Annotated in this window: 19 protein-coding genes and 1 pseudogene; 10 read left to right on the top strand and 10 right to left on the bottom strand. The window is 67.8% G+C overall.

Features of this window, described 5'->3' with window-relative positions:
• The first annotated feature begins 67 nt into the window (after positions 1-67).
• Positions 68-877, top strand: coding sequence for a hypothetical protein (locus tag QYM41_RS09700; RefSeq protein WP_368799526.1), 810 nt, complete (start codon positions 68-70; stop codon positions 875-877).
• A gap of 543 nt (positions 878-1,420) precedes the next feature.
• Positions 1,421-1,858: a TipAS antibiotic-recognition domain-containing protein gene (locus QYM41_RS09695; protein WP_181821128.1), complete on the top strand. Its 438-nt coding sequence runs from the start codon at positions 1,421-1,423 to the stop codon at positions 1,856-1,858.
• A 169-nt stretch (positions 1,859-2,027) separates the two neighbouring features.
• Here the strand turns inward: QYM41_RS09695 and QYM41_RS09690 are convergent.
• The 5 genes and pseudogenes from QYM41_RS09690 to QYM41_RS09670 all read right to left on the bottom strand — a co-directional run bounded on the left by QYM41_RS09690 (position 2,028) and on the right by QYM41_RS09670 (position 6,560).
• Positions 2,028-2,591: pseudogene (locus tag QYM41_RS09690) on the bottom strand (dihydrofolate reductase family protein).
• A gap of 272 nt (positions 2,592-2,863) precedes the next feature.
• On the bottom strand, positions 2,864-4,072 hold the full coding sequence (locus QYM41_RS09685; RefSeq protein ID WP_035929388.1) for an FAD-dependent monooxygenase: 1,209 nt from the start codon (positions 4,070-4,072) through the stop codon (positions 2,864-2,866).
• Positions 4,069-4,677: a TetR/AcrR family transcriptional regulator gene (locus QYM41_RS09680; RefSeq protein WP_035929532.1), complete on the bottom strand. Its 609-nt coding sequence runs from the start codon at positions 4,675-4,677 to the stop codon at positions 4,069-4,071. The genes QYM41_RS09685 and QYM41_RS09680 overlap by 4 nt, the downstream gene beginning before the upstream one ends.
• Before the next feature lie 654 nt (positions 4,678-5,331).
• Positions 5,332-5,760 (bottom strand): TspO/MBR family protein, encoded by a 429-nt coding sequence (locus tag QYM41_RS09675; RefSeq protein ID WP_160291653.1) that lies wholly within the window; start codon positions 5,758-5,760, stop codon positions 5,332-5,334.
• 152 nt (positions 5,761-5,912) lie between these two features.
• Positions 5,913-6,560 carry a TetR/AcrR family transcriptional regulator gene (locus tag QYM41_RS09670; protein WP_284563819.1) on the bottom strand — a complete coding sequence of 216 codons (648 nt, stop codon included), beginning with the start codon at positions 6,558-6,560 and terminating at the stop codon, positions 5,913-5,915.
• Between the two features lie 93 nt (positions 6,561-6,653).
• Here QYM41_RS09670 and QYM41_RS09665 point away from each other — a divergent pair, with 93 nt between their 5' ends.
• The 3 genes from QYM41_RS09665 to QYM41_RS09655 are packed head-to-tail and all read left to right on the top strand — an operon-like array spanning position 6,654 to position 9,066.
• Positions 6,654-7,598, top strand: coding sequence for an NAD-dependent epimerase/dehydratase family protein (locus tag QYM41_RS09665; RefSeq protein ID WP_160291654.1), 945 nt, complete (start codon positions 6,654-6,656; stop codon positions 7,596-7,598).
• An 11-nt stretch (positions 7,599-7,609) separates the two neighbouring features.
• Entirely contained in the window at positions 7,610-8,557 is a 948-nt protein-coding gene (locus QYM41_RS09660) for a CPBP family intramembrane glutamic endopeptidase (RefSeq protein ID WP_368799525.1), read from the top strand.
• A complete protein-coding gene (locus QYM41_RS09655) occupies positions 8,554-9,066 on the top strand; it encodes a hypothetical protein (RefSeq protein WP_035929398.1) in 513 nt (170 codons plus the stop codon). Before QYM41_RS09660 ends, QYM41_RS09655 begins: the two co-directional genes overlap by 4 nt.
• A gap of 153 nt (positions 9,067-9,219) precedes the next feature.
• Here QYM41_RS09655 and QYM41_RS09650 read toward each other — a convergent pair whose 3' ends face one another.
• Positions 9,220-9,429 carry a hypothetical protein gene (locus QYM41_RS09650; RefSeq protein ID WP_368799524.1) on the bottom strand — a complete coding sequence of 70 codons (210 nt, stop codon included), beginning with the start codon at positions 9,427-9,429 and terminating at the stop codon, positions 9,220-9,222.
• Positions 9,430-9,806: 377 nt separating this feature from the next.
• Between QYM41_RS09650 and QYM41_RS09645 the strand changes: the two genes are divergently transcribed.
• Positions 9,807-10,478 (top strand): response regulator transcription factor, encoded by a 672-nt coding sequence (locus QYM41_RS09645; RefSeq protein WP_109149353.1) that lies wholly within the window; start codon positions 9,807-9,809, stop codon positions 10,476-10,478.
• A gap of 193 nt (positions 10,479-10,671) precedes the next feature.
• Here the strand turns inward: QYM41_RS09645 and nirD are convergent, their stop codons facing one another.
• Complete coding sequence (gene nirD / locus QYM41_RS09640; protein ID WP_109149352.1) at positions 10,672-11,046, bottom strand: nitrite reductase small subunit NirD; 375 nt, start codon at positions 11,044-11,046, stop codon at positions 10,672-10,674.
• A gap of 375 nt (positions 11,047-11,421) precedes the next feature.
• Between nirD and nirB the strand changes: the two genes are divergently transcribed.
• Complete coding sequence (gene nirB, locus QYM41_RS09635; protein ID WP_058873263.1) at positions 11,422-14,088, top strand: nitrite reductase large subunit NirB; 2,667 nt, start codon at positions 11,422-11,424, stop codon at positions 14,086-14,088.
• An 11-nt stretch (positions 14,089-14,099) separates the two neighbouring features.
• Positions 14,100-15,122, top strand: a complete 1,023-nt coding sequence (gene cobA, locus QYM41_RS09630) for a uroporphyrinogen-III C-methyltransferase (protein WP_058873375.1) — start codon at positions 14,100-14,102, stop codon at positions 15,120-15,122.
• A gap of 177 nt (positions 15,123-15,299) precedes the next feature.
• On the opposite strand, the gene QYM41_RS09625 is transcribed toward cobA, so the two are convergent.
• Positions 15,300-15,893 (bottom strand): recombinase family protein, encoded by a 594-nt coding sequence (locus QYM41_RS09625; protein ID WP_058873376.1) that lies wholly within the window; start codon positions 15,891-15,893, stop codon positions 15,300-15,302.
• A gap of 256 nt (positions 15,894-16,149) precedes the next feature.
• Between QYM41_RS09625 and QYM41_RS09620 the strand changes: the two genes are divergently transcribed.
• Together QYM41_RS09620 and QYM41_RS09615 are read left to right on the top strand one after the other, a co-directional pair.
• Positions 16,150-16,593, top strand: coding sequence for a hypothetical protein (locus QYM41_RS09620; RefSeq protein ID WP_368799523.1), 444 nt, complete (start codon positions 16,150-16,152; stop codon positions 16,591-16,593).
• On the top strand, positions 16,590-16,901 hold the full coding sequence (locus QYM41_RS09615) for a winged helix-turn-helix domain-containing protein (protein ID WP_368799522.1): 312 nt from the start codon (positions 16,590-16,592) through the stop codon (positions 16,899-16,901). The genes QYM41_RS09620 and QYM41_RS09615 overlap by 4 nt, the downstream gene beginning before the upstream one ends.
• Positions 16,902-17,632: 731 nt before the next feature.
• On the opposite strand, the gene QYM41_RS09610 is transcribed toward QYM41_RS09615, so the two are convergent.
• Both QYM41_RS09610 and QYM41_RS09605 read right to left on the bottom strand, forming a co-directional pair.
• The gene (locus QYM41_RS09610) at positions 17,633-18,319 is read right to left on the bottom strand and encodes an ANTAR domain-containing protein (RefSeq protein WP_438612584.1); all 687 of its coding nucleotides are present in this window, start codon (positions 18,317-18,319) and stop codon (positions 17,633-17,635) included.
• Positions 18,320-18,470: 151 nt separating this feature from the next.
• Positions 18,471-19,103 carry a recombinase family protein gene (locus QYM41_RS09605; protein ID WP_368799520.1) on the bottom strand — a complete coding sequence of 211 codons (633 nt, stop codon included), beginning with the start codon at positions 19,101-19,103 and terminating at the stop codon, positions 18,471-18,473.
• Positions 19,104-19,849 lie beyond the last annotated feature (746 nt).

Here is a 19,849-nt window from a genome sequence, read left to right as displayed (position 1 = left end):
GGCAGGCCGGTCGCTGAACGATCACCTTCTCGAGGTCAACCTGGCGCTCCTTGAAGTCTTGGTGCTCATGGGCGTGGTCCACCTCCTCACCCGGCGACGCAAGCCTCCTGACATCGCCGCCCGGGCCCCGGAGCGTGCTCGCGCACTGCGTGAGACGCTGCTGCTGCTGGGCTACGGCATCCTGGGTCTCACCGGCGGTTACCTCCTCGCCAAGGCCTTCGGCTGGCACCCCTTCGGTCTGCACCTGGCAGGCACAATCTTTGGCACCCACGCCCACCTGGAGACCGGCGAGGTTCTCGTCTGGTCTGGTTACAACCTTCTCGTCTACGCGATCCTGCCCCTCGCGTGGTTCCGCCGCCGCTACACCGCCCGGGACCTGGGCTTGTGCTCAGAGGACCGCCGGAACGATCTCCTGGTCATCGCCGTCATCCTTCTGCTGGAAACCGTCCTTCAGTTGCTGGCTCTGGAACCGGAGACCTTCGCTCTGCCGCCCCGTCAACTCCTGCTCGGCGCAACCCTCACCTTCCTCCTCTACCTCGGCGGCGCGGTGTTGCCCGCCATGATCTTCATCTATGCCATCCTCGTACCCCGCTACCTCAAACTCACCGGCTCGACGACCTCCACGGTGATCCTCGGCGGCCTCACCTACGCCGGCCTCCACATCTGGGACGCCTGGACAGTGTTCACCAGCCCACATGCAACCGCGTTGTCCTTGACCTTCCTGCTGTTCACCTACCTCGGCCCCGGCATGATCAAGACTTTCCTGACCCTGCGCACCGGCAACGCGTGGGTCCATGTCTGGGCGTACCACGCCTTCGCCCCTCACACCTTGGTCGACACCCCTCATCTCGTCGACGTCCTACGGATCCGGCCGTGACGTGCACGGGGCTTCGAAACACCCGCGGTCATGGGCAAGCAATCGGTCAGAGTCGCCCCGCACAGTCAGCTGGAGGAACGCGGCAGGCTCGGCATCGAGAAACGCGCCAAGGCATTTCGACCGAGCTGGGCGCCAGAAACCGTCAGCACCTGCCCGCACGGATCACCACCCTGCACACCAGACGGAGCACGCTCGACCCTGCATCACTGCAGCAGCTCAGCCAGACTCGTCGGGTCACCTGCCAAGTAGCGTCCCTTGCTCCGATCCGGGGCCGCCTGCGCCCAAACCAGATCAGAGGCGGGCGCACCCATCGTCTATCCAACGGCCGCGTTCCCAAGCCCAGGCATCCGGACGAGACCACGGCACCGCATACCGGGCACACATTCCCTCCAGCAGGCCCCACTGCCCTGGTCCCGCTTTCCCGGACAGGTGGTGTGGGCCTCCACAAAACTCGGGGCGATTCAATTCGTCCGATTGCCAGATATTGACACGACATCAATCTTTAAGGTCGATTCCATGAGCAAAAGAAGGATGCACTCCCCGATGTCCGAAGCGGACAAGCGGGAGCAGTGGGGCGCGTTTGCTGACAGAGAAGACGAGCTCCTGGACGAGGTGGAATCACGTTGGGGTGATACCGCCGCCTATGAGGAGTCGGCCCGCAAAGTGTCCACGTACACCAAGGAGGACTGGGGGCAGATCAACGCCAGCAACGCGGCAATCGAGCGTCGCATCCTTGAACTCATGGATGCCGGGGTGCCGCCGACGAGCGACGAGGCTATGGACGTGGCCGAGGAGCAACGGCTGCACATCAGCCGCTGGTTCTACGTGATGGATCACGCCTTCCACGTGCAAAAGAGCGAGCTGTATGTCAAGGACCCACGGTTCCGCGCCGGCATCGAGGAGCATACCTGCCCGGGAGCGGCCGAGTGGCTGCAAGCGGCGATCATCGCGAACGCCACACGAGCGCAGGGGAATGCGTAGGGCGATCGTCGCCCAGATGTACCCGGGCGCTGCCTTGGAGCTGACCGGCCGCAGTACCGGCGGGGTAGGTACGGTCGCGGATCCGGCAGGGACGTTACGATCGTCTCGGAAGACCGCGCCATGCGATCCTCGGGTGGTCGCAAGCCCGCACTGATCCGCCGTCAGGTGCTCAGGGCCTGGTCTCGTACCTGCTCAGCACCACGCCGTCGGGGAAGGTCCGGGTCTCCACCAGGCTCAGGTGCACCCAGTGCTCCAGGGCCGTGAAGAACGGGGTGCCCCCGCCCACCAGGACCGGATGGGTGACGATCGCGTACTCGTCGATCAGCCCGGCCCGCATGGCCGCCGCCGCCAGGGTGGCACTGCCGATATCCATAGGACCCCCGTCGCCGGCCGTGAGCCTGGTGAGCTCGGTGACCGCATCACCGGTGCCTACACGGGTGTTCCCTTCGACCGTGCTGGTCGTGGAGGAGAACACCACCTTCGGCATCTCACGCCAGCGGCCGGCGAACTCGATCGCCGCCGGTGTGGCACCGGGCTGCTGACCGGCGGTCGGCCAGTGGGAGCTCATCGTCTCCCACAGCCGGCGCCCGTACAGCGCCAGGCCCGTGGCGTCCACCCGGTCGGACCATCACTGGCACAGTTCGTCGCTCGGCACGCTCCAGCCGAGGTCGTCGCCGGGCGCGGCGATGTAGCCGTCCAGGCTCATGTTCATGCCAAAGCTCAGTTTCCGCATCGTGCCAGCCTCCCGTGAGTCGGTATTCGGCGCACACACCAGCACGGCGCGCAGAAATCATCGGTCAGGCCACACCGAGGGCCGGTTGAGCACCACGCCAAGCAGGTGCTCCGTCCGGAAAGGAACCCCTACTGCAGCACGGTCTGCCGCTAATCAGCCATATGTAAAGCACTACGAACCAGCCGCCCCTGCATCCGGTGTACCTGGACGAAGCGAAGACTGCGCAGCCACCCCTCGGACCTCGACTACGCCCGTCCTACGGGCAAGCCAGATCAGATCTCACCCACCCGTACACCAGCCCCCTCGCTCGCGCCGAGCTCTGTCAGGGACTGAGGTGTCTTGCCCACCAGGCTGGCGCCGATGATCTTGTCCCAGCCGGGCAGGGCGGCCAGAGTCAGCGAGGCGCGACGCAGCCACAGCCGCGCCCGTGAGGCGGGCAGGAACCACTGGGCGCTGCGGCGGCCGGCTTCCTGCTTCGCCTGGACGACCGGCTTCCAGGCCTGCTCGTAGCGGGTTAAGGCGTCTTCGACTGAGCTCTCGGTCATCAGCAGCTCGCCGAGGACATAGGCGCCGGCGACCGCCAGTGAGGCGCCCTGGCCGGCGAGCAGGGAGACGGCCTGGCAGGCATCGCCGAGCAGGACGACGCGGCCGCGATGCCACCGTGGCACCTCGACCTGGGCGACCAGGTCGTAGTACAGCTCGCTCGGAGGCGGGCAGCTCTCCAGCGCTTGGGGTACGACCCAGCCGAGTGAGGAGTAGGAGTGTCGCACCGCGGCGCGGGTGTCCGCTGGGATCGCCGGTACCGGGTCGCGGTGAACGGCGAAGGCGGCGACTCGTCCGTCACGCAACCCGTAGAAGCCCATCGCGCGGTCGACCGTGTCGGTCAGGGCGTACCGGTTGCCGATGCGCCGCCGGATCAACGGGTCCTCAAAGACGTAGGCCGCCGTATGGATGCCCAGATAGCGCAAGAACCGCGTTTCGTCCCCGAAGACCATCTGACGGATCGAGGAGTGAATGCCATCCGCGCCGACCAGCAGATCAACCTCCATGACAGTGCTGTCGGTCAGGACCACGCGGACGCTGTCCGGCCGGGGCTCCAGGGACGCGACCGTGCACCCGAACCGCAGCTCGGCCACCGGGGCGACCTGCTCACGCAGTACCCGTTCTAGATCGGGCCGCATCAGAGTCAGCAGCCGCCCCCCGGCCAGCCGGGCCCCGCGCACGTAGTCAATGCGTGCGCGGGGCCGTCCCGCCGCATCGACGTAAGTCACCTCCTCGATCGGATAGGCGAGCTCGCGCAGCCGCGGAAGCAGACCCATCGCCTCGGCCGCGTCGTAGCCCAGGCCGAAGAAGTCGATCATGTACCCCTGCTCCCGGGGACGCGGCGTTCGCTCCACGACGGTGACCGCCCACCCGTGGGCGGTCAGCCGCTGCGCCAGCGCGAGACCGGCGATACCGGCTCCGCAGATCAGTGCTCTCATCGTCGCTCGCTCCGATCCTTCTCCTGCGTGCCGCTCCCGGGGTCACCCAGCAACCGGCGCAGCACGGGCCCGATCTCCCCCGTGGTCATCGCCGGCTGCAAAGCGCGGTGCAGCATCACACCGTCCAGCGCTGCTACCAGCACGGCGGCCGTCGCGGCGGGCGCCGGTGTGCCCTGGGCGTCGAGCCATGCAGCCAGGGCAACGCGCACCTCGTCGAGCAGGCCGCTGAGCTCCGCCCGCAGCTGGGAGTCCCGGGTCGCCGCCAGGTAGGCCTCGAGGAACAGCAGAGACGTGGAGTCCGTCCCGTCGAAGTCGTCGAAGGACGCGAGCAGTTGCCCCAGCGCCTCTTCCCCAGATTCTGCTCCTGAGAGCACGGGCGGGACCGCAGCCAGCACCTCCCCCATCACCTCGAGGACAGCCTGCCGGAGAAGCGACTGCACCGAGTCGAAGTGGTAGTGCACCAGCCCCGGGGCCACACCGGCCTTCTGTGCTACGACCCGGGTGCTCACCCCGCGCCAGCCCACCAGGGGGATCAGCTCCGCGGCGGCCGCAAGCAGCCGCCGACGGACCTCGACCCCGCGCTCAGCCGACGTCAGCGAACCCATCTCCTCCACCTTAGATTGGGCAATCGCCTTGGGCATTTGCCCAAATCATATCCGGGCCTTGTCCAGAACGGAAGATGGAGGTTCCGAGGCGGTCTTCAATCCACGGTTCGCTACGCGCATCCCACCTCTGCAACGGCCCGAAAACCATAGAGAAGCCTCGTCCACCGCTAGAGCGACAAACCCCGGTTCGTCCCCAGGCCATGACTCGAGGCGGATTCGAAGCCCTACCTCCTCAACCGCTGTTGCTTGCCGATGTCGCTGGTGGTGAGGAAACCCGCCTTTGACCGGCCATATGTAAAGCGGAAGGACACTGGAGCGGGATCAGATGTCATTTGAGGGCGCGGCAGTTCTCTCCGTGGTGATTTTCGCGGCATGAAACTCCACCCCTGTCACCTATCGGCGCGGCAGTCCCGTGCGCGCGGGGCCGGCTCACGCGGTCCCTCAGGTTCGTCAGGCACCCGAGCACAGGCGCCGATGATCACCGAGGACCTAAAGGTGCCGCGCAAGCAGCGGCACACCGCCCGCAGGGTCTTGCAGCGGCTGCTCCAGGAGGAAGGGGCGCAGGTGGCCGAGTCCACGGTGTACAACATGGTCGCGCGGTTGCGCGTCGCGGTCGGCGCGCGACGGGCGCAGCTGATGAGCAGGGCCGCCCGGTCAACGCTCGGTAACACGATTCAGTCGCCACAGGCTGTACGTCCAGGGCAGGTCGTAGCCGATGACCCACAAGGTGTACGGGGTCAGGGCGAGGACAGAGGGACGGTCTGAGGCCACGGCCTTCTGCAGCGCCAGAAGTGGCACCAAGAACGCGACGATCCCGAAGAACCCGGCGCGAGGATCGCGCCGTCCGAAGAACGACACATTCCACAGCTCGTTACCGGCGAGCACGAGGAGGGCGAGCCGCCGAACGCGCCGGTCGTCGTTGCGGTGGGCGCGATACAGTACGGCGCCGAGCTCAAGGTAGTAGATCGCCCCGACGACACCGAAGGCGGGCAGCGGCAGTTGCATCCGCGGAGCCTTCAGCTGACGGAACCAGCCCATGGCCTCCTTGCCGATGAAGGCGTTGCCCAGCACTGCGGCGGCCACGGGGGCCCGCCCACGGCGGTCCACTGCCTCACTCGAGCCCCGTGCTTCATGGGGTTCAGCATGCCACTTTCAGCCGATCCGCACCGTCACGCACCACGAGTGCGGAAGGGCTGTATGGGGCGATTCGCCACGAGAGCCGGACAGTCAGGATTTCAACGAACATCACCCGAACCGGGCACCAACCCAGTCAGGTAGCTGCGCACCACCGCGGCGATCTCGGCCTGGGACTGCGGCGTTCCCGGCGCGGCTGCTGACATCGAGCCCACCCCCACGAGCCGATCGAACTGCAGCCCGTCGATCAGGGCGACCAGGCCGTCGGCCTGTCGCGGCGGGTCACCGGCGCCGAGTCGGGTGAGGGCAACGATCGCCATCCTCCGGAAGGCATCTCCAGCATGCAGGATCTCGCGCAGGTCCGGATCTGAGGCGACCTCGATCTCGCAGGCCATCCGGGCCAGGGTGTGTTCCCGCTGCTGGGTGATCTGACCATCGACGAACACCGCGATCCGTTGGGCCAGCTGATCGGCCTCCGCGAGCCGGTCGGTCCGCGTGGCGGGCACGTCAACGGCCTCGATGGGTGGACCCGGCACCCGGGACAGCCGCTCGTGGTTGATCTCCGCGATCCGCGAGAGCACGCCTCGCAATAGGTCGCGGCGGGTCCGGAAGTGGTACGAGGTCGTTCCGTACGGAACCCCGGCGGCGGCGTCCACCGCCCGGTGGGTGAGCGCCCGCATCCCGGTGCTCGCGATCACGCCGATCGCGGCGTCGGACAGCAGTCGCGGCCGGTCGGTCTTGACGGGCATCGGATTCACGCCCCTTCCACTTTCCACACTACGGCTGTAGCGTATCCACTACACATGTACTGCTACATGTGTAGCACAAAAAGGGGGACACCGATGTCTGGACAACCACTCCATGTGGTGGTCGGGGCGGCCGGAGTGACCGGACGACGCGTCGTCGCCCACCTCCTCGCGGCCGGATGCGAGGTGCGGGCACTCACGCGGGACGGCCGCTCGATCGGTCACCCGCAGGCGGAGCTTGGTGCTGCCGACGCGGCTGATCCGGCGGCCCTGGTGGCGGCGACGGCCGGCGCCTCGGTGATCTATCACTGCGCGATGCCACCGATCAGCCGGTGGCGCCAGGACTTTCCCTCGCTCACGGACGCCGTCGTGAGCGCTGCGGAGGCGGCCGGCGCCCGGGTGGTCTTCGCCGATGACACCTGGATGTACGGGCGGGTCGGTGGGCCGATGACCTCGGATCTGCCCTACCGGCCGGTCAGCTCTCTGGGGGTGCTGCGCGCGTGGCTGGCGGAGCGCCTGCAGCACGCGGCGGCTGCGGGGCGCATCCGGCTGTCCCTCGTCCGGGCCGGGGAGCTGTACGGGCCCGGAGTGCGCTCGATGATCGCCGGCAACGTGTTCAACGCCCCTGGGCCCGGGGGTCGCGCATTCTGGTTCGGCAAACCCGACCTGCCGATCACGCCGACGTACATCGAGGACTTCGCTCGTACCATCGCCACGGTGGGTCGGGAGGACACCTCGGACTGCGCGACCTGGCACGTCCCCCATCCGGAACCGACCACTGGGCGCGCGTTGGTCGCGTTGGCCGCTCGCGCAGCGGGCCGGCGGAACGCCTTGACAGCTGTCCGCGGCTGGCACCTGCGCGCAATCGGCACCGTCGTGCCGCTCGCCCGCACCGGCGTCGAGCTGCTCTACCAGTTCGAGCAGCCGTTCGTCGTCGACGGAACAGCGACCACGAAGGCGTTCGATCTGTGGCCGACCCCGTACGCCGTCGGCGTACGCGAGACTCATCGCGTTGCGGGTCTCCAGCACTCCTTCTCCTGACAGGAGCAGACATGTCCACGGCACCCCTGCGCGAGGGCCCGGCAGCGGTCCCTCCGGACGGTGGGGCGGTCGTCCGGTTCGTCCGCCGACGCCCCCTGGTGTCGTTCCTTCTCTGGGCCTACACCGTGGGGCAGGTCCTGCCCTGGTCGGTGGTGCTGACCGGGCTCGCGGACCGGGGTTGGTGGTTGCCGGGATCGGTGCTGGTCAGTACCCTCATCGGCCTGCTGTTGCCCGCCTTGCTCATCACCTGGATCACCGACGGACGCGACGGGCTGCGCGCCCTGTGGCGACGGGCGGTGGCCGTGCGCCTCGGCCCGGCGTGGTATGCGGCGGCCCTCATCCTGGTGCCGGCGCTGACCCTGACCATCGGCGTACTGATCGGCGGTACGCCGGCGGAGCGGTCCGCCGGATTCCTGCTGACCGGGCTCGGGGCGCACTTCCTCCTGCCGTTGCTGGTCTCCTTCGTGCTGATCAACTGGTGGGAGGAGGTCGCCTGGACGGGCTTCGTCCAAGCCAGACTGCAGGACCGGCAAGGCGCCCTGCTGGCCGCCCTCACCGTGGCACCGCTGTTCGCGCTGCAGCACAGCTCCCTTGTCGCCGGCCATTCCCTGATGGCGGGTGTAGTGATGCTGGTCCTGCTGGCAGCCCTCGCGGTGCCGTTCCGGTTCGCGCTCGGGTGGGCCTACAACCGCACCGGAAGCCTTTTCCTGGTCGGGCTCCTCCACGCCGCCGGCAACGCCACGACCGGCGGCGACGGGTTCAACGCCGGCTACCTGCGCAACCTGTACCCGCACGACACGAACGTGACCATGGCGCACCTCATAGCGATGTTCCTGCTCGGTCTGCTCGTCGTCATCGCCACCCGCGGGCGACTCGGACACCGGAGCCCGGGTCATCCGCCGGAGGAGCGTCTCGAAGGAGTGGGGATGGCCACCCACCAGACAGCGGACGAGTCATGATCGGGGCCCGCTGGGGAGTGTCCGACAGCGAGATCGCGCTGCGCTACCCGTGCGACGCGTTCCTTCCCGCACCCGCACTCCAGGTATGGCGCGGCGTCACCGTCCAGGCGGAGCCAGAACAACTCTGGCCATGGCTGACACAGGTCCGGGTCGCGCCGTACTCCTACGACTGGATCGACAACCTCGGTCGTCGGTCACCGCGCAAACTCCTCCACCTGCCTGAGCCAAGAGTCGGCGACACGTACACCACTGCCGGGCACCGCGAGAGGGGTCGCATCGTCGCCGTCGAACGTGGACGTCACCTGACCGGAAAGATCCTCTGGGCGTACATGTCCTACCTGCTGGTGCCCAGAGAACCCGAGACCACGCGGCTGCTCCTGAAGGTCGTCGCGGACATCAACCCTCTGCTCGCGCCAGCACTGTCCGTCGGTGACCTCGTAATGGCCAGACGGCAGCTGCTGAACCTGAAGGCCCTCGCCGAAGAAACTCCCAGCCCGGTAGAGCGGTGAACGCACCGGCGTTCTCCGGAACCCCTCACACGACCAAGTCATCATCCCGGATGACCGCGCCTCAAGCTCCGTGACCGTGAGGCGCCCATCCGCATCGCTCAACTGAAGCCGGTGCACGCTAGACGCATCATGATGCCCATAGGAAAGACGGACTCAGATGACCCTCGAGAACTCCCGCAGCATGGTGGCCGGTAGCCGGCCATATGTAAAGCGGGGGCGACGCAGCGGTCGAGCCTCTTTGTCCTGGAGTCCCCTGGCCACGTACACGGACACCGCGACGTCCAGGCGGGCGAAGTCCTTGAGCTGCTTCTTGCGCCGGTCATCCCTCGCATCGGTGAAATGGATCTGCTTCTGGTTCGGCAACCACAGCGTCCGAGCTGCTTTGCGGGGGGCGTTTACATCCCCGGCGGCCACCACGCTGGCGTAGACCTGGGGGTCCTTCGGACCGTCGAGCGCACCAAGGGCTGCAACAGGTCCGGGTCGGGATGCTCAACGACCTTGCCCGTCCCAAGACCAAAGACGCCCGTCACGCAAAGGATGCGAACCGTCGAAGCTGTTACAACATCTTCACGCCGTCTTACTAGGATGCCCACGCAGACGAAGGACCGCTGTGGGAACGGCCCGCATCCTCTAGGCCGGGACGGGACAGTGCCCCGGCAGCTGCCTGAGAACGATGCCGGATTGGCGGCGAGGGTGATGCCCTGACGCTTCAGCCGTGTACCGGAAGTGGAGAAGCACGAGTGTTTCAGATTCTGATGCTGACCGACGCGGACGGTCCTTCGGCATCGGTGCTGCCGGCCCTCGACCTGCTCAACCACCGGGTGACGGTGGCCCCGACCCGCACCGTCTCCGGCAACCTCGAGGGCCGGTCCCCGGACGTCGTGCTGCTCGACGGGCGCACTGACCTGATCACCGCGCGCAACCTTGCCCAGCTGCTCACCACAAAGGGGCTGAACGCACCGGTGCTGATGGTCCTCACCATAGGGGGAATCACCGCGGTCGCGGCGAACTGGATGGTCGACGACGTCGTGCTCGACACCGCCGGTCCCGCGGAGGTGCAGGCCCGGCTGCGCCTGGCCACCTCCCGAACCGCGGACCTCGCCGACGACGACGCCCGGATCCGTGCGGGCTCGGTGGTCATCGACGAGGCCGCCTACTCCGCCCACGTCAACGGCGCCCCGTTGAACCTGACCTATAAGGAATTCGAGCTGCTGAAGTTCCTGGCCCAGCACCCCGGGAAAGTCCTCACCCGCGCCCAGCTGCTGAAGGAGGTCTGGGGCTACGACTACTACGGCGGCACCCGGACCGTGGACGTGCACGTGCGGCGGCTGCGTGCCAAGCTGGGTGCGGACCATGAGCACCTGATTATCACGGTGCGCAACGTCGGCTACAGCCTCGTGCTGACCCATTGACCTCATATCCGTGCCCAGGTCATTTCCGTGTGTCTGCCGCTTCGTTCATAAAACTGCCCGGCATGTCCAGACAGGTCAGAGAGTCAAGGAAACCCGGGGCAGCCCCGACCTATAGTCAGCCGGGCCGCCCACCATGTCTGCACCTATCGACCCGTGGACCGGAAACACATAGGTGGAGATGGGCTCCACCGGACTATGCCGCGGACAGCCCAACGACGATGTTTCCGTCCTCGACCCGCACCGGGTGGACGCCCAGGCGCAGACCGGCGTCGGTGAGGCACTCGCCCGTTTCGAGCACGTAGATCTCCTTGTGCAGTGGCGAGGCGATCGTGGCTGCCTCGGTGCGGGAACCCACGATGCCGCGGGCCATCACGTGCGCTCCGGTGGCGGGGTCGGCCTGGTCCACCGCGTGGATCTCAGTTGCGGACAGGCGCAGCAGCGCCACCTGGCGGCCGTTGATCAGCGCGGCCTCGCCCCAACCGACCTCTAGTGCGTCGATGCCGCACACGTGGTACCAGTTCAGGCTGGTCTCGTCGGTGGTGGCTTCGGGCGGGGTCAGGGCGGTCATGGAGCACCTCGTTCGTTGCGGGGATGTCAGGTCGCGGGCTCGACGCTAGGGACAGCGTGTTTCGCGGGAGACCGGGCGCCGTAACGCCAGAGTAAAACGCAATTCACGGCCTCCGCCCGCCATCGTGATAGGCCCGAGCAGCGGAACCGTCGTTTCCCCTGGATCCCAGAAGCAGAACGGTGTTGTTGCACTCATGTTTCTCGCCCCTCACGGGTGCTCTCCGCTGCGTTCGGGCAACGTCAAAGCGGTCGAAACATCGGAGCAACGGGGCAGCAACCGACGCCGCCTACGGTCTGTAACACGGGCTGCTGCCCTCTCGCTCCGACCACTCCAGGCGCCCGCTCCGGCACCGACCACCCGACCCGAAGGCCTGCCATGAACCAGAACCCGTCCCGCCGAATCGTCGTCGTGGGCGGCGGCCCCGCCGCCCACCGGTTCGTCGAATCGATGTGCTCCCGGAACACGGCAGGCATCTCCATCACCGTCCTGACCGAGGAGGTGCACCTGCCCTACGACCGCGTAGGACTTAGCCGCGCCCTCACGGATCCGAGCACGGACCTGACCCTGGGCGAGCATTCCCTGTGGGACCACGAGAACGTCACCCTCGTGACCGGTGCCCGCGCCGTGGACCTGGACCTCGAAGCCCGCGTGGTGGTCACCGAGACCGGCGACCACCACGCCTATGACGAGCTCGTGCTGGCCACCGGCTCCAACGCCGCCCGGCTGCCGATCCCCGGCAACGAGCACACCTACGTCTACCGCACGCTCGAGGACGTCTGGTTCCTCAACCGGGAGGTCGCCGCACTCACGGAGAAGCTGGGCCGCGTGGTCAACGCCGTTACCATCGGCGGCGGGCTGCTCGGCCTCGAGGCCGCGGCCGGGCTGCAGCAGCTCGGCGCGGAGCCGATCGTCATCGACGGCGCCCCCTGGCTGATGAGCACCCAGCTGGATGAGGGCGCCGGGCAGGCCATGGGCCGGCTCGTGGCCGACAAGGGCCTGACCGTGCACGGCGGCGTCTTCCCGAAGGAGGTCCGCACCGAGACGGGACCGGACGGCGAGCCGGTGGTGACCGGCGTCGAGATGGCCGACGGCCGGTTCATCGACGCGGATCTCGTGGTGGTGGCCATCGGTGTCCGACCACGAGACGAGCTCGCCCGGACGGTCAACGAAGCCGCCGGGCCCGACGCCGAGCCCGTGTTCCGGATGGGCCAGCGCGGTGGCATCGTGATCGACGAGGGCTGCGCCACCGATGTCGAACACGTGTGGGCCATCGGCGAGGTGGCGAACTTCGACGGCATGTGCCTGGGCCTCGTGGCTCCCGCCAACACCATGGCCGAGATCGTCGCCGATCGACTGCACGGCGGGGACGCCTCCTTCCCCGGCTTCGACACCGCCACCAAGCTCAAGCTCTCCGGCGTCGACGTGGCCAGCTTCGGCGACGCCTTCGCGAGAACCGAAGGCGCACTCGAGATCGTGTACGCCGATCCGGCCCGCGGCGTCTACCAGAAGATTGTGGTCACCGACGATGCCCGCACGCTGTTGGGCGGCATCTTCGTGGGCGACGCCGCGCCGTACACGTCGCTGCGCCCACTCCTCGGCCGCGAGTTGCCCGCCGAGCCCGGGGCCTTCCTCACCGCGGCCGGCGGCGGTGAGACGCCCGAGACCGAGCTACCCGACGACGCGGTCCTGTGCTCCTGCAACAACGTAGCCGCCGGTTCCATCCGCGAAGCAATCAACGGGTGCGGCGCGTGCGAGGGTCAGGACCCCGTCCAGGATCTCAGCGAACTGAAGGGCTGCACGCGCGCCGGCACCCAGTGCGGATCCTGCGTCCCCGTGCTGAAGAAACTGCTCGAGTCCGAGCTCACCAAGTCCGGGATCACCGTTTCCAAGGCGCTGTGCGAGCACTTCGCACTATCCCGCGCTGAGCTCTTTGAGGCCGTGCGCGTGCTGCAGCTGCGCTCCTTCGAGGACATCCTGGCCCGCTTCGGCACCGGCCGGGGCTGCGACGTCTGCAAGCCCGCGGTCGCCTCCATCCTGGCCTCCCAGTACTCCGAGTACGTGCTCGACGCCGGCCTCGGCGCCCTCCAGGACACCAACGACCGCGCCCTGGCCAACATGCAGAAGAACGGCACCTACTCCGTGGTCCCGCGCATTCCCGGGGGCGAGATCACGCCCGCCAAACTCGCGGTCATCGCGCGCGTGGCCGAAAAGTACAACCTCTACACGAAAATCACCGGTGCCCTACGCATCGACATGTTCGGCGCCCGCCTCGAGCAGCTGCCGGACATTTGGAAGGAGCTCGTAGAGGCAGGCTTCGAGTCCGGCCACGCCTACGGCAAAGCCCTGCGCAACGTGAAGTCCTGTGTAGGTTCCACCTGGTGCCGTTTCGGCGTGCAGGACTCGGTGTCCATGGCCATCCAACTCGAGCTGCGCTACCGCGGCCTGCGGTCCCCGCACAAGCTGAAAATGGGCGTCTCTGGCTGCGCCCGTGAGTGCGCCGAGGCCCGAGGCAAGGACGTCGGCGTCATCGCGACCGCCGACGGCTGGAACCTCTACGTCGGGGGCAACGGCGGCGCGAACCCCGTACACGGGAAGCTACTGGCCCAGGACCTTGACGACGGCACGCTGATCCGCTACATCGACCGGTACCTCATGTACTACATCCGCACCGCCGACCGGCTCCAGCGCACGGCGCACTGGCAGGAAGAACTCGAAGGCGGTCTACGGCACGTCGAGGACGTGGTTGTCCAGGACACCCTCGGCATCGCCGAGGACCTGGAGGCCGCCATGGCCCGCCACGTGGACCACTACCAGGACGAGTGGGCCTCCACCCTCCAGGACCCGGAGCGGCTGCGCCGCTTCCGCTCCTTCGTCAACGCCCCGCAGGAGGCGGACACCTCCATCGTCAACGTCGCGGAGCGCGGCATGGAGCGCCCCGCGACCGCCGAGGAGATCGCCGCGGGCGGTGCCGCCGGACCCGTGCTGATCAGCTCGACTATCCCCGTGCGCGTCGCGGAGCAGAGCACAGAGCGGGCCCTGTGAACGCCCCCGCGATGGACCTGACCGGCGCCACGGTCCTGGTGGCCGGCGCACCGGAGGCCGCCCGGCGCGCTGTCCGCCGCTACCGCAGCGCCGGGGCGACCGTGCGGACCGTGCAGACCCCGGCGGACTACCGCAGCGTGCTGCTGGGCCGGGTGGTCCTCGTCGCCCTCGTCGAGGACGGCGACCCCGGGTGGGAACGGCTCGTGGCCGACTGCCGCACGTGCACCGTACTGCTGATCCGCGAGTCCGCCGCAGCACCCGGCGGGCGGGTCACCCTGGTCGGGGGCGGCCCCGGACCGGAGGACCTGCTCACCGCCCGGGCCCTGGACGCGCTGCGCGAGGCCGATGTCGTCTTCTACGACCGGCTCGGCCCGCACCGGGGGTTGAAGCGGCTGACCGGGGGTGCAGAACTCGTCGACGTCGGCAAACGCCCCGGTCACCACGCCGTCCCGCAGCACGAGATCGAGCGCCTCCTGGTTGAGGCCGCCCTTGAGGGTCAGCACGTGGTGCGGCTCAAGGGTGGGGACCCCTTCGTCTTCGGCCGCGGCGGCGAGGAAGTCGCCGCGTGCGTGCGGGCGGGAGTCGAGGTCTCGGTCGTCCCAGGCGTCACGAGCGCCGTCTCCGTCCCCGCCGCCGCAGGGATCCCCGTGACGCACCGCGGCGTCAGCCACCTGTTCACCGTGGTCTCCGGTCACGCGCCACTCACCGACGCCGAGCACCGCCACCTCGCCGGCCTGGGCGGGACGATCGTCGTGCTCATGGGCGTCGGCACGCTGCCGCAACTGGTCGCCGGTCTGTCCGCAGCCGGCATGGACACGACCACGCCAGTCGCCGTCGTCGAACGGGGCTGGAGTGACTCGCAGCGCACCACCGTGTCGGATCTCGCCAGCGTCATCACGGACGCGGCGACCGCCCGGTGCGCCTCGCCCGCCGTGCTTGTAATCGGCGACGTCGTGCGCCAGGCGTACGGCGGCCAGTGCGCCGATCCGCTGGCCGGGATCATCCGGGCCGTCGGGGGCGCCCCGCTACAGTGAGCGCCATAACGGCTCGCCGGGCGTTCCTCGTGGCCGTCATTGGGTTGGAGCCGACGGCTTCACCTCCCGGCTGCGTTGTCGCAGAACAACAACTACCGGAAGACCCCGCGCCGAAATCACAGGTAGAACGGAAACGCGGCGGCATATGCATCACGATGACCATAGGCAACGGCGGTCTCAGATCGTCGTCGCTTGCGGCAGCTCCCGGATCCGTCTATAGAGCGTGGCCCTGGACATGCCGAGGTCCCGCGCGACTTGAGTGGCCGGTTCGCCGGACTCGATCAGGCGCAGGGCGTTGCGGATCTGGGAGTCGGTGAAGGTCTGGCGCCGCCCGCCGAGGTCCTTGCCGGCGGCCCGGCGTTTGGCCACCGAGTCGGTGATCCGCTCCCGTTTGATCTCCAGTTCCATCTGGGCCAGGGCGGCCATTACGGTGAAGACCATTGAGCCCATCGGGGTGGCCGTGTCCACGTCTCCCCCACCGAGGTTGAGCACCCGCAATCCAGCGCCTCTCGCGCGCAACGCCTCGGCGAAGACCAGCATGTTCTGCGTTGACCGCCCCAGACGGTCCAGCGTGGTGATGACCAACGTGTCGCCTTTTTCGAGGGATGCCACGGCCTTGTCGAACTGAGGGCGTGATGTACGCCCTCCAGACACTCCACTGTCGACATACATGTCATCGCGCCGCACGCCGGCACTCAGCAGGTCAGACACTTGACGGTCTGCGTCCTGCTGCCGTGTAGATACTCGCGCATAGCCGATCAGCTTGCCCATGCCCATCCCATCTCATCTGTCTCGCAACTAAGGTTGAGCATCCAATTCTAGGGGCATGGATAAAGTACAAGGATGCGAGACACCCGCAGCCGCGGAAACATGCGGGCGCAAACTTTCCGGACGAGACGTCTCGCATCCCATCGCTTAGAGGGCATTGCGTCTCGATCGGCAATACCCAGCCCTGGACACGTACTTGCCATTCTGGAAAGTATTTGCTTTGATGGTGCCATCGCCGCATCGTCCACAGGAGGATCCCTTGAGTCATCACCTCACTCCCGACCAAGCCCGTGAGCAGCTGGCCACCATCCAGGCGCGCACTCTGGAAACCTCCCGTGACCGTACGGTGCATGCCGGGGCGACGGCGGTGTTCGGGGTGGTCACGGCCTTGTACATGGCCGCGCAGAACATCTTGGTCGGCTGGGTCGGCCACACCATCGGGACCGTGGTGTTCATGGTCGCCTGGTTGGTCACGGTGTGGTGGATCGAGCGGGTGGCGCGCACTGTGCCGCGCCGGGCCAAGGTGTGGTCGCGGGGCGGGATCGTGGCTTCCTTCGTGCTGACCCTGACCGTGGTGCTGCCGTGGCTGAACCTCTCTGCCCAGACCTCCCCCAACACCTGGCCCATGGTCGCCGCCGGGGCCGCCGTCGCGGCCGTTCCTGCTCTGGTCGCGGCGGCCGTGATCCGCTGGGGGTCCCGGTGAGTGCCACCGAAGGACAGCACGCCCGGCACCGTCTGGACGAGCTCATCCACGCCCCGGTGCGCCTGAGCATCGTCGCCGCCCTGGCCCAGGTCGACGAGGCCGAGTTCGCCCGCATCCGCGACACCGTGGAGGTCTCCGACTCGGTGCTCTCCAAGCAGGCCACCCAGCTCGAGGCCGCTGGCTACGTGAAGATCCGCAAGGGCTATGTCGGCAAACGCCCCCGCACCTGGCTGTCCCTCACCGGCGCCGGGCGCACCGCCTACACCGGCCACCTCGAAGCCCTGCGCGCCATCGCCGAGGGCCTGTAGGGCCCCGGCCCCTCTTCTCGGGGCGGCACCAGCAGACGCCGGCCATCCAGGGGCGTCCTCAACGAAGGACTCGGACGAACCCTGCCCTGCCCGATGAGACGCCTCGCATCCCTTGGACTGAGCGAAGCCCCTGGCCGCATTGGTCAGCGTGCTTCCATCGGTGTGCGCGTCTGATCTACCGTGGATTATCGCCATTGGGTTTCGTCTTCGTCCGCAGTGGGGTTAATCCCCTGGCCGCTTTCGCGACGTGATTTATCACCCGCAACCAGGAAGCCGGCATGGACGCCACCACTCCCGCAGCATTCGCCGTTGAGCTGTACCCGCACTCCCCCACCCACTGGGTCGCCACCTACTACCCCATGGTGGCCACACCCGCAGGCCGCTGGGCCGATGTCACCTGGGTGCTGCACCAGGCCCTGATGCCGCCGGCCCATCACGGGCTGACCGCGGCGCGGTGGCTGGAGGTGAGCAGCCCCGACCCGGACCATTCCTGCTACGACGACCACCCAGCCTGGGGTGCGACCCTGGCCGCCGGCTACGCCACCGCCCGAGCGGTGCACGCCACCGAGTCCGCCGACACCATCGCGGTGACACTGTCCCCGGGGGGAGGCCCGACAACTGCGGGCGGCCACGGTCGTGGTGCCGGCCGGGCAACTGGCGGAATGGCTGCTCGACGACCTCCAAGACGCAGACCGATAAAAGGCGGCGCCACCCTCGGCCCGGGCGCCGGGTCAGGACTGGCCGGGCAGGCTCCCCGTGGAGGTCAAGTGCTCGGCCACAGCCCGGAGCTTGGTGTTGGTCAGCGAGCTGACCCGGGTGAGCAGCAGGAAGGCCTGCTGGTCGGTGATCTTGTAACGCTCCATCAGAATGCCCTTGGCCTGCCCGATCAGATCCCGGGTCGCCAGGGCCTCTTTCAGGCCGCTGATCTGCTGGGCGTCGGCGAAGGCCACCGCCGCATGGGCGGCCACCAACAACCCGACCTCCTCGGACTCCGCGTCGAAGGCGTGCGGGATGGACCCGTAGATGTTCAGCGCCCCGAGGTTGTCGGCCTCCACCCACAGCTGAAAGCACAGCATCGACTGCGCCCCGGCCCCTGCGGCCGCCGGAGCGAGCGCCGACCACCGGACCTCAGTGGCGAAGTCCGGGACACGCACGATGCGCTCCTCCCAGGCCGCGTCCATGCACGGACCCTCCCCCGTCTCCTCCTGCAACCGGTCCACGGTGGCCGGCAATTCGGAGGAAGGAGCATGGGAGCTGATCGCCGTGCGGGCCTCGACCACCGAGATCGAGGCCTCCGCCGCCCCGGGGACCAGGTCCAGGACCGCGGTCACCATCGTGGCCAGCGTGGCCTCGAAATCCTGCTCACCCTGCAGAGACCGGGCCAGCTCACTGAGCTGGGATGCCAGGTCCCCGTCCACACTGCTGCCAGGCCGACCACCGGCGGAGTCTGGGTGCGGCTGCGACGATGCGTCCATACCCCCTAGTCTCCCGCACCCGGCCCCCGGCACCCAGCACCCAGCACCAGGGTGCACCCAAGGCTCGCGCCCAGAGACCACCGCCGCGGTCCGATCAGTCCGCCGGGCCTCGCTCGACCTCCTCGGCGGTGATCGGCCCGGCCGTCACCGCCTCGGCCGGCCGGGGCGGCAGATGCCGGTAGAGGGTGGTGCGGGTGATCCCGGTCTTCGCCACGATCTCCGCGATCGTGTGCCCGGTCTCGCGCAGATGCACCGCGTAGGCCAGCTTGTCCGGATCCACCACCGAAGGCCGTCCGATCCGCCGGCCCTTGGCGGTGGCCACCGCCCTCGCGTGGGCGGCGCGCTCGAGGGTGTAGGTGCGTTCCATCTGTCCGAAGAGCGCCAGCAGCACCACCGCCAGCTGCGCCATCGGGTCGTTCGGGTTGGTGGAGTCCACCTTGATCGGGTCCGCCAGGTTGCGCACCCCTACTCCTCGTTCGGCGAGGTCATGGATCAAGTTCAGGGTGTCGCGCACGGTGCGCCCGAGCCGGTCCAGGGTGTGCACCACGATCACATCCCCCTCCCGGGCGTAGGCCAGCGCCGCGGCCAGCCCGGGGCGGTCAGTCGTGGCCCCGGACTTCTTGTCCACATAGATCCGCTCCGCCGCGATCCCCACCTGTCGGAGGGCATCGACCTGCCGATCGAGGTCCTGTTTGGCCGTCGACACCCGCGCGTAGCCCAATTCCATGGGATCAACGTACCGAAGGTCGGATCCGTACGGTCAAAACGGAACAGCAATTTTGACCCAACATGTGGAACACGAATCGCCGACTCCATCTTCGACTCGGAGCGCTCATCGTCTACCGTCCCATTACCAAGGAAGTGGGGAAGTCCCGTCGAGCTTGATGAGCCGTCTCGCATCCCTTTGCCTGAGATACAGCAATTGCTTTGAGCTCCTTCGCTCTCCCTCAAGGCCGACCTCGCAGCGCAAGACCGGGAAGGTCTGGTCAATGACGCTTTCGGGAGGTACTTGGCCGTCGTCGACTACGGTAACGGGGATGGATGGGGCAAGATCCTTGCATCGAATTTTTGCAGACGAACTCCCTGGCTATCGTCCATGGGTCCTACACCAGTGACACCAAGTGCTCCCTGGCGGGCGGAGGCTCCATAAACGGGGTGACGACTGAGGAACGCTTCTGAAGGCGCCCGCTCGGCAACGCATATCTCGACTGCGCTCAAAGCCTTTGAAGAACTTGCAGACATCGCCTGGGAACCGAGAACTGTTCTCCGGGCATCTGCGCCTGACTTGCGGAGAGGCTGCCATTCAACCGAACAACCGAGTTGCCCAAAACTGGTTTGAGTTCCCATGAAGCGGCCAAGAACAGCCACGCAGGCCCCGGCTCAGTCCAAAACCAGGTTTTCCGGCCCTTCACAGATGAGCATGGGCAGCGGGGTGCGCGGGGACGTTCCGGAGGGCGTGTTGTGAGGGCCGGG

It is taken from the genome of Kocuria oxytropis, assembly GCF_040981195.1.
Classification (GTDB): Bacteria; Actinomycetota; Actinomycetes; order Actinomycetales; family Micrococcaceae; genus Kocuria; species Kocuria oxytropis.
Note: the sequence above shows the minus strand (reverse complement) of the source record. Positions and strands in the feature narration are given on the sequence as shown.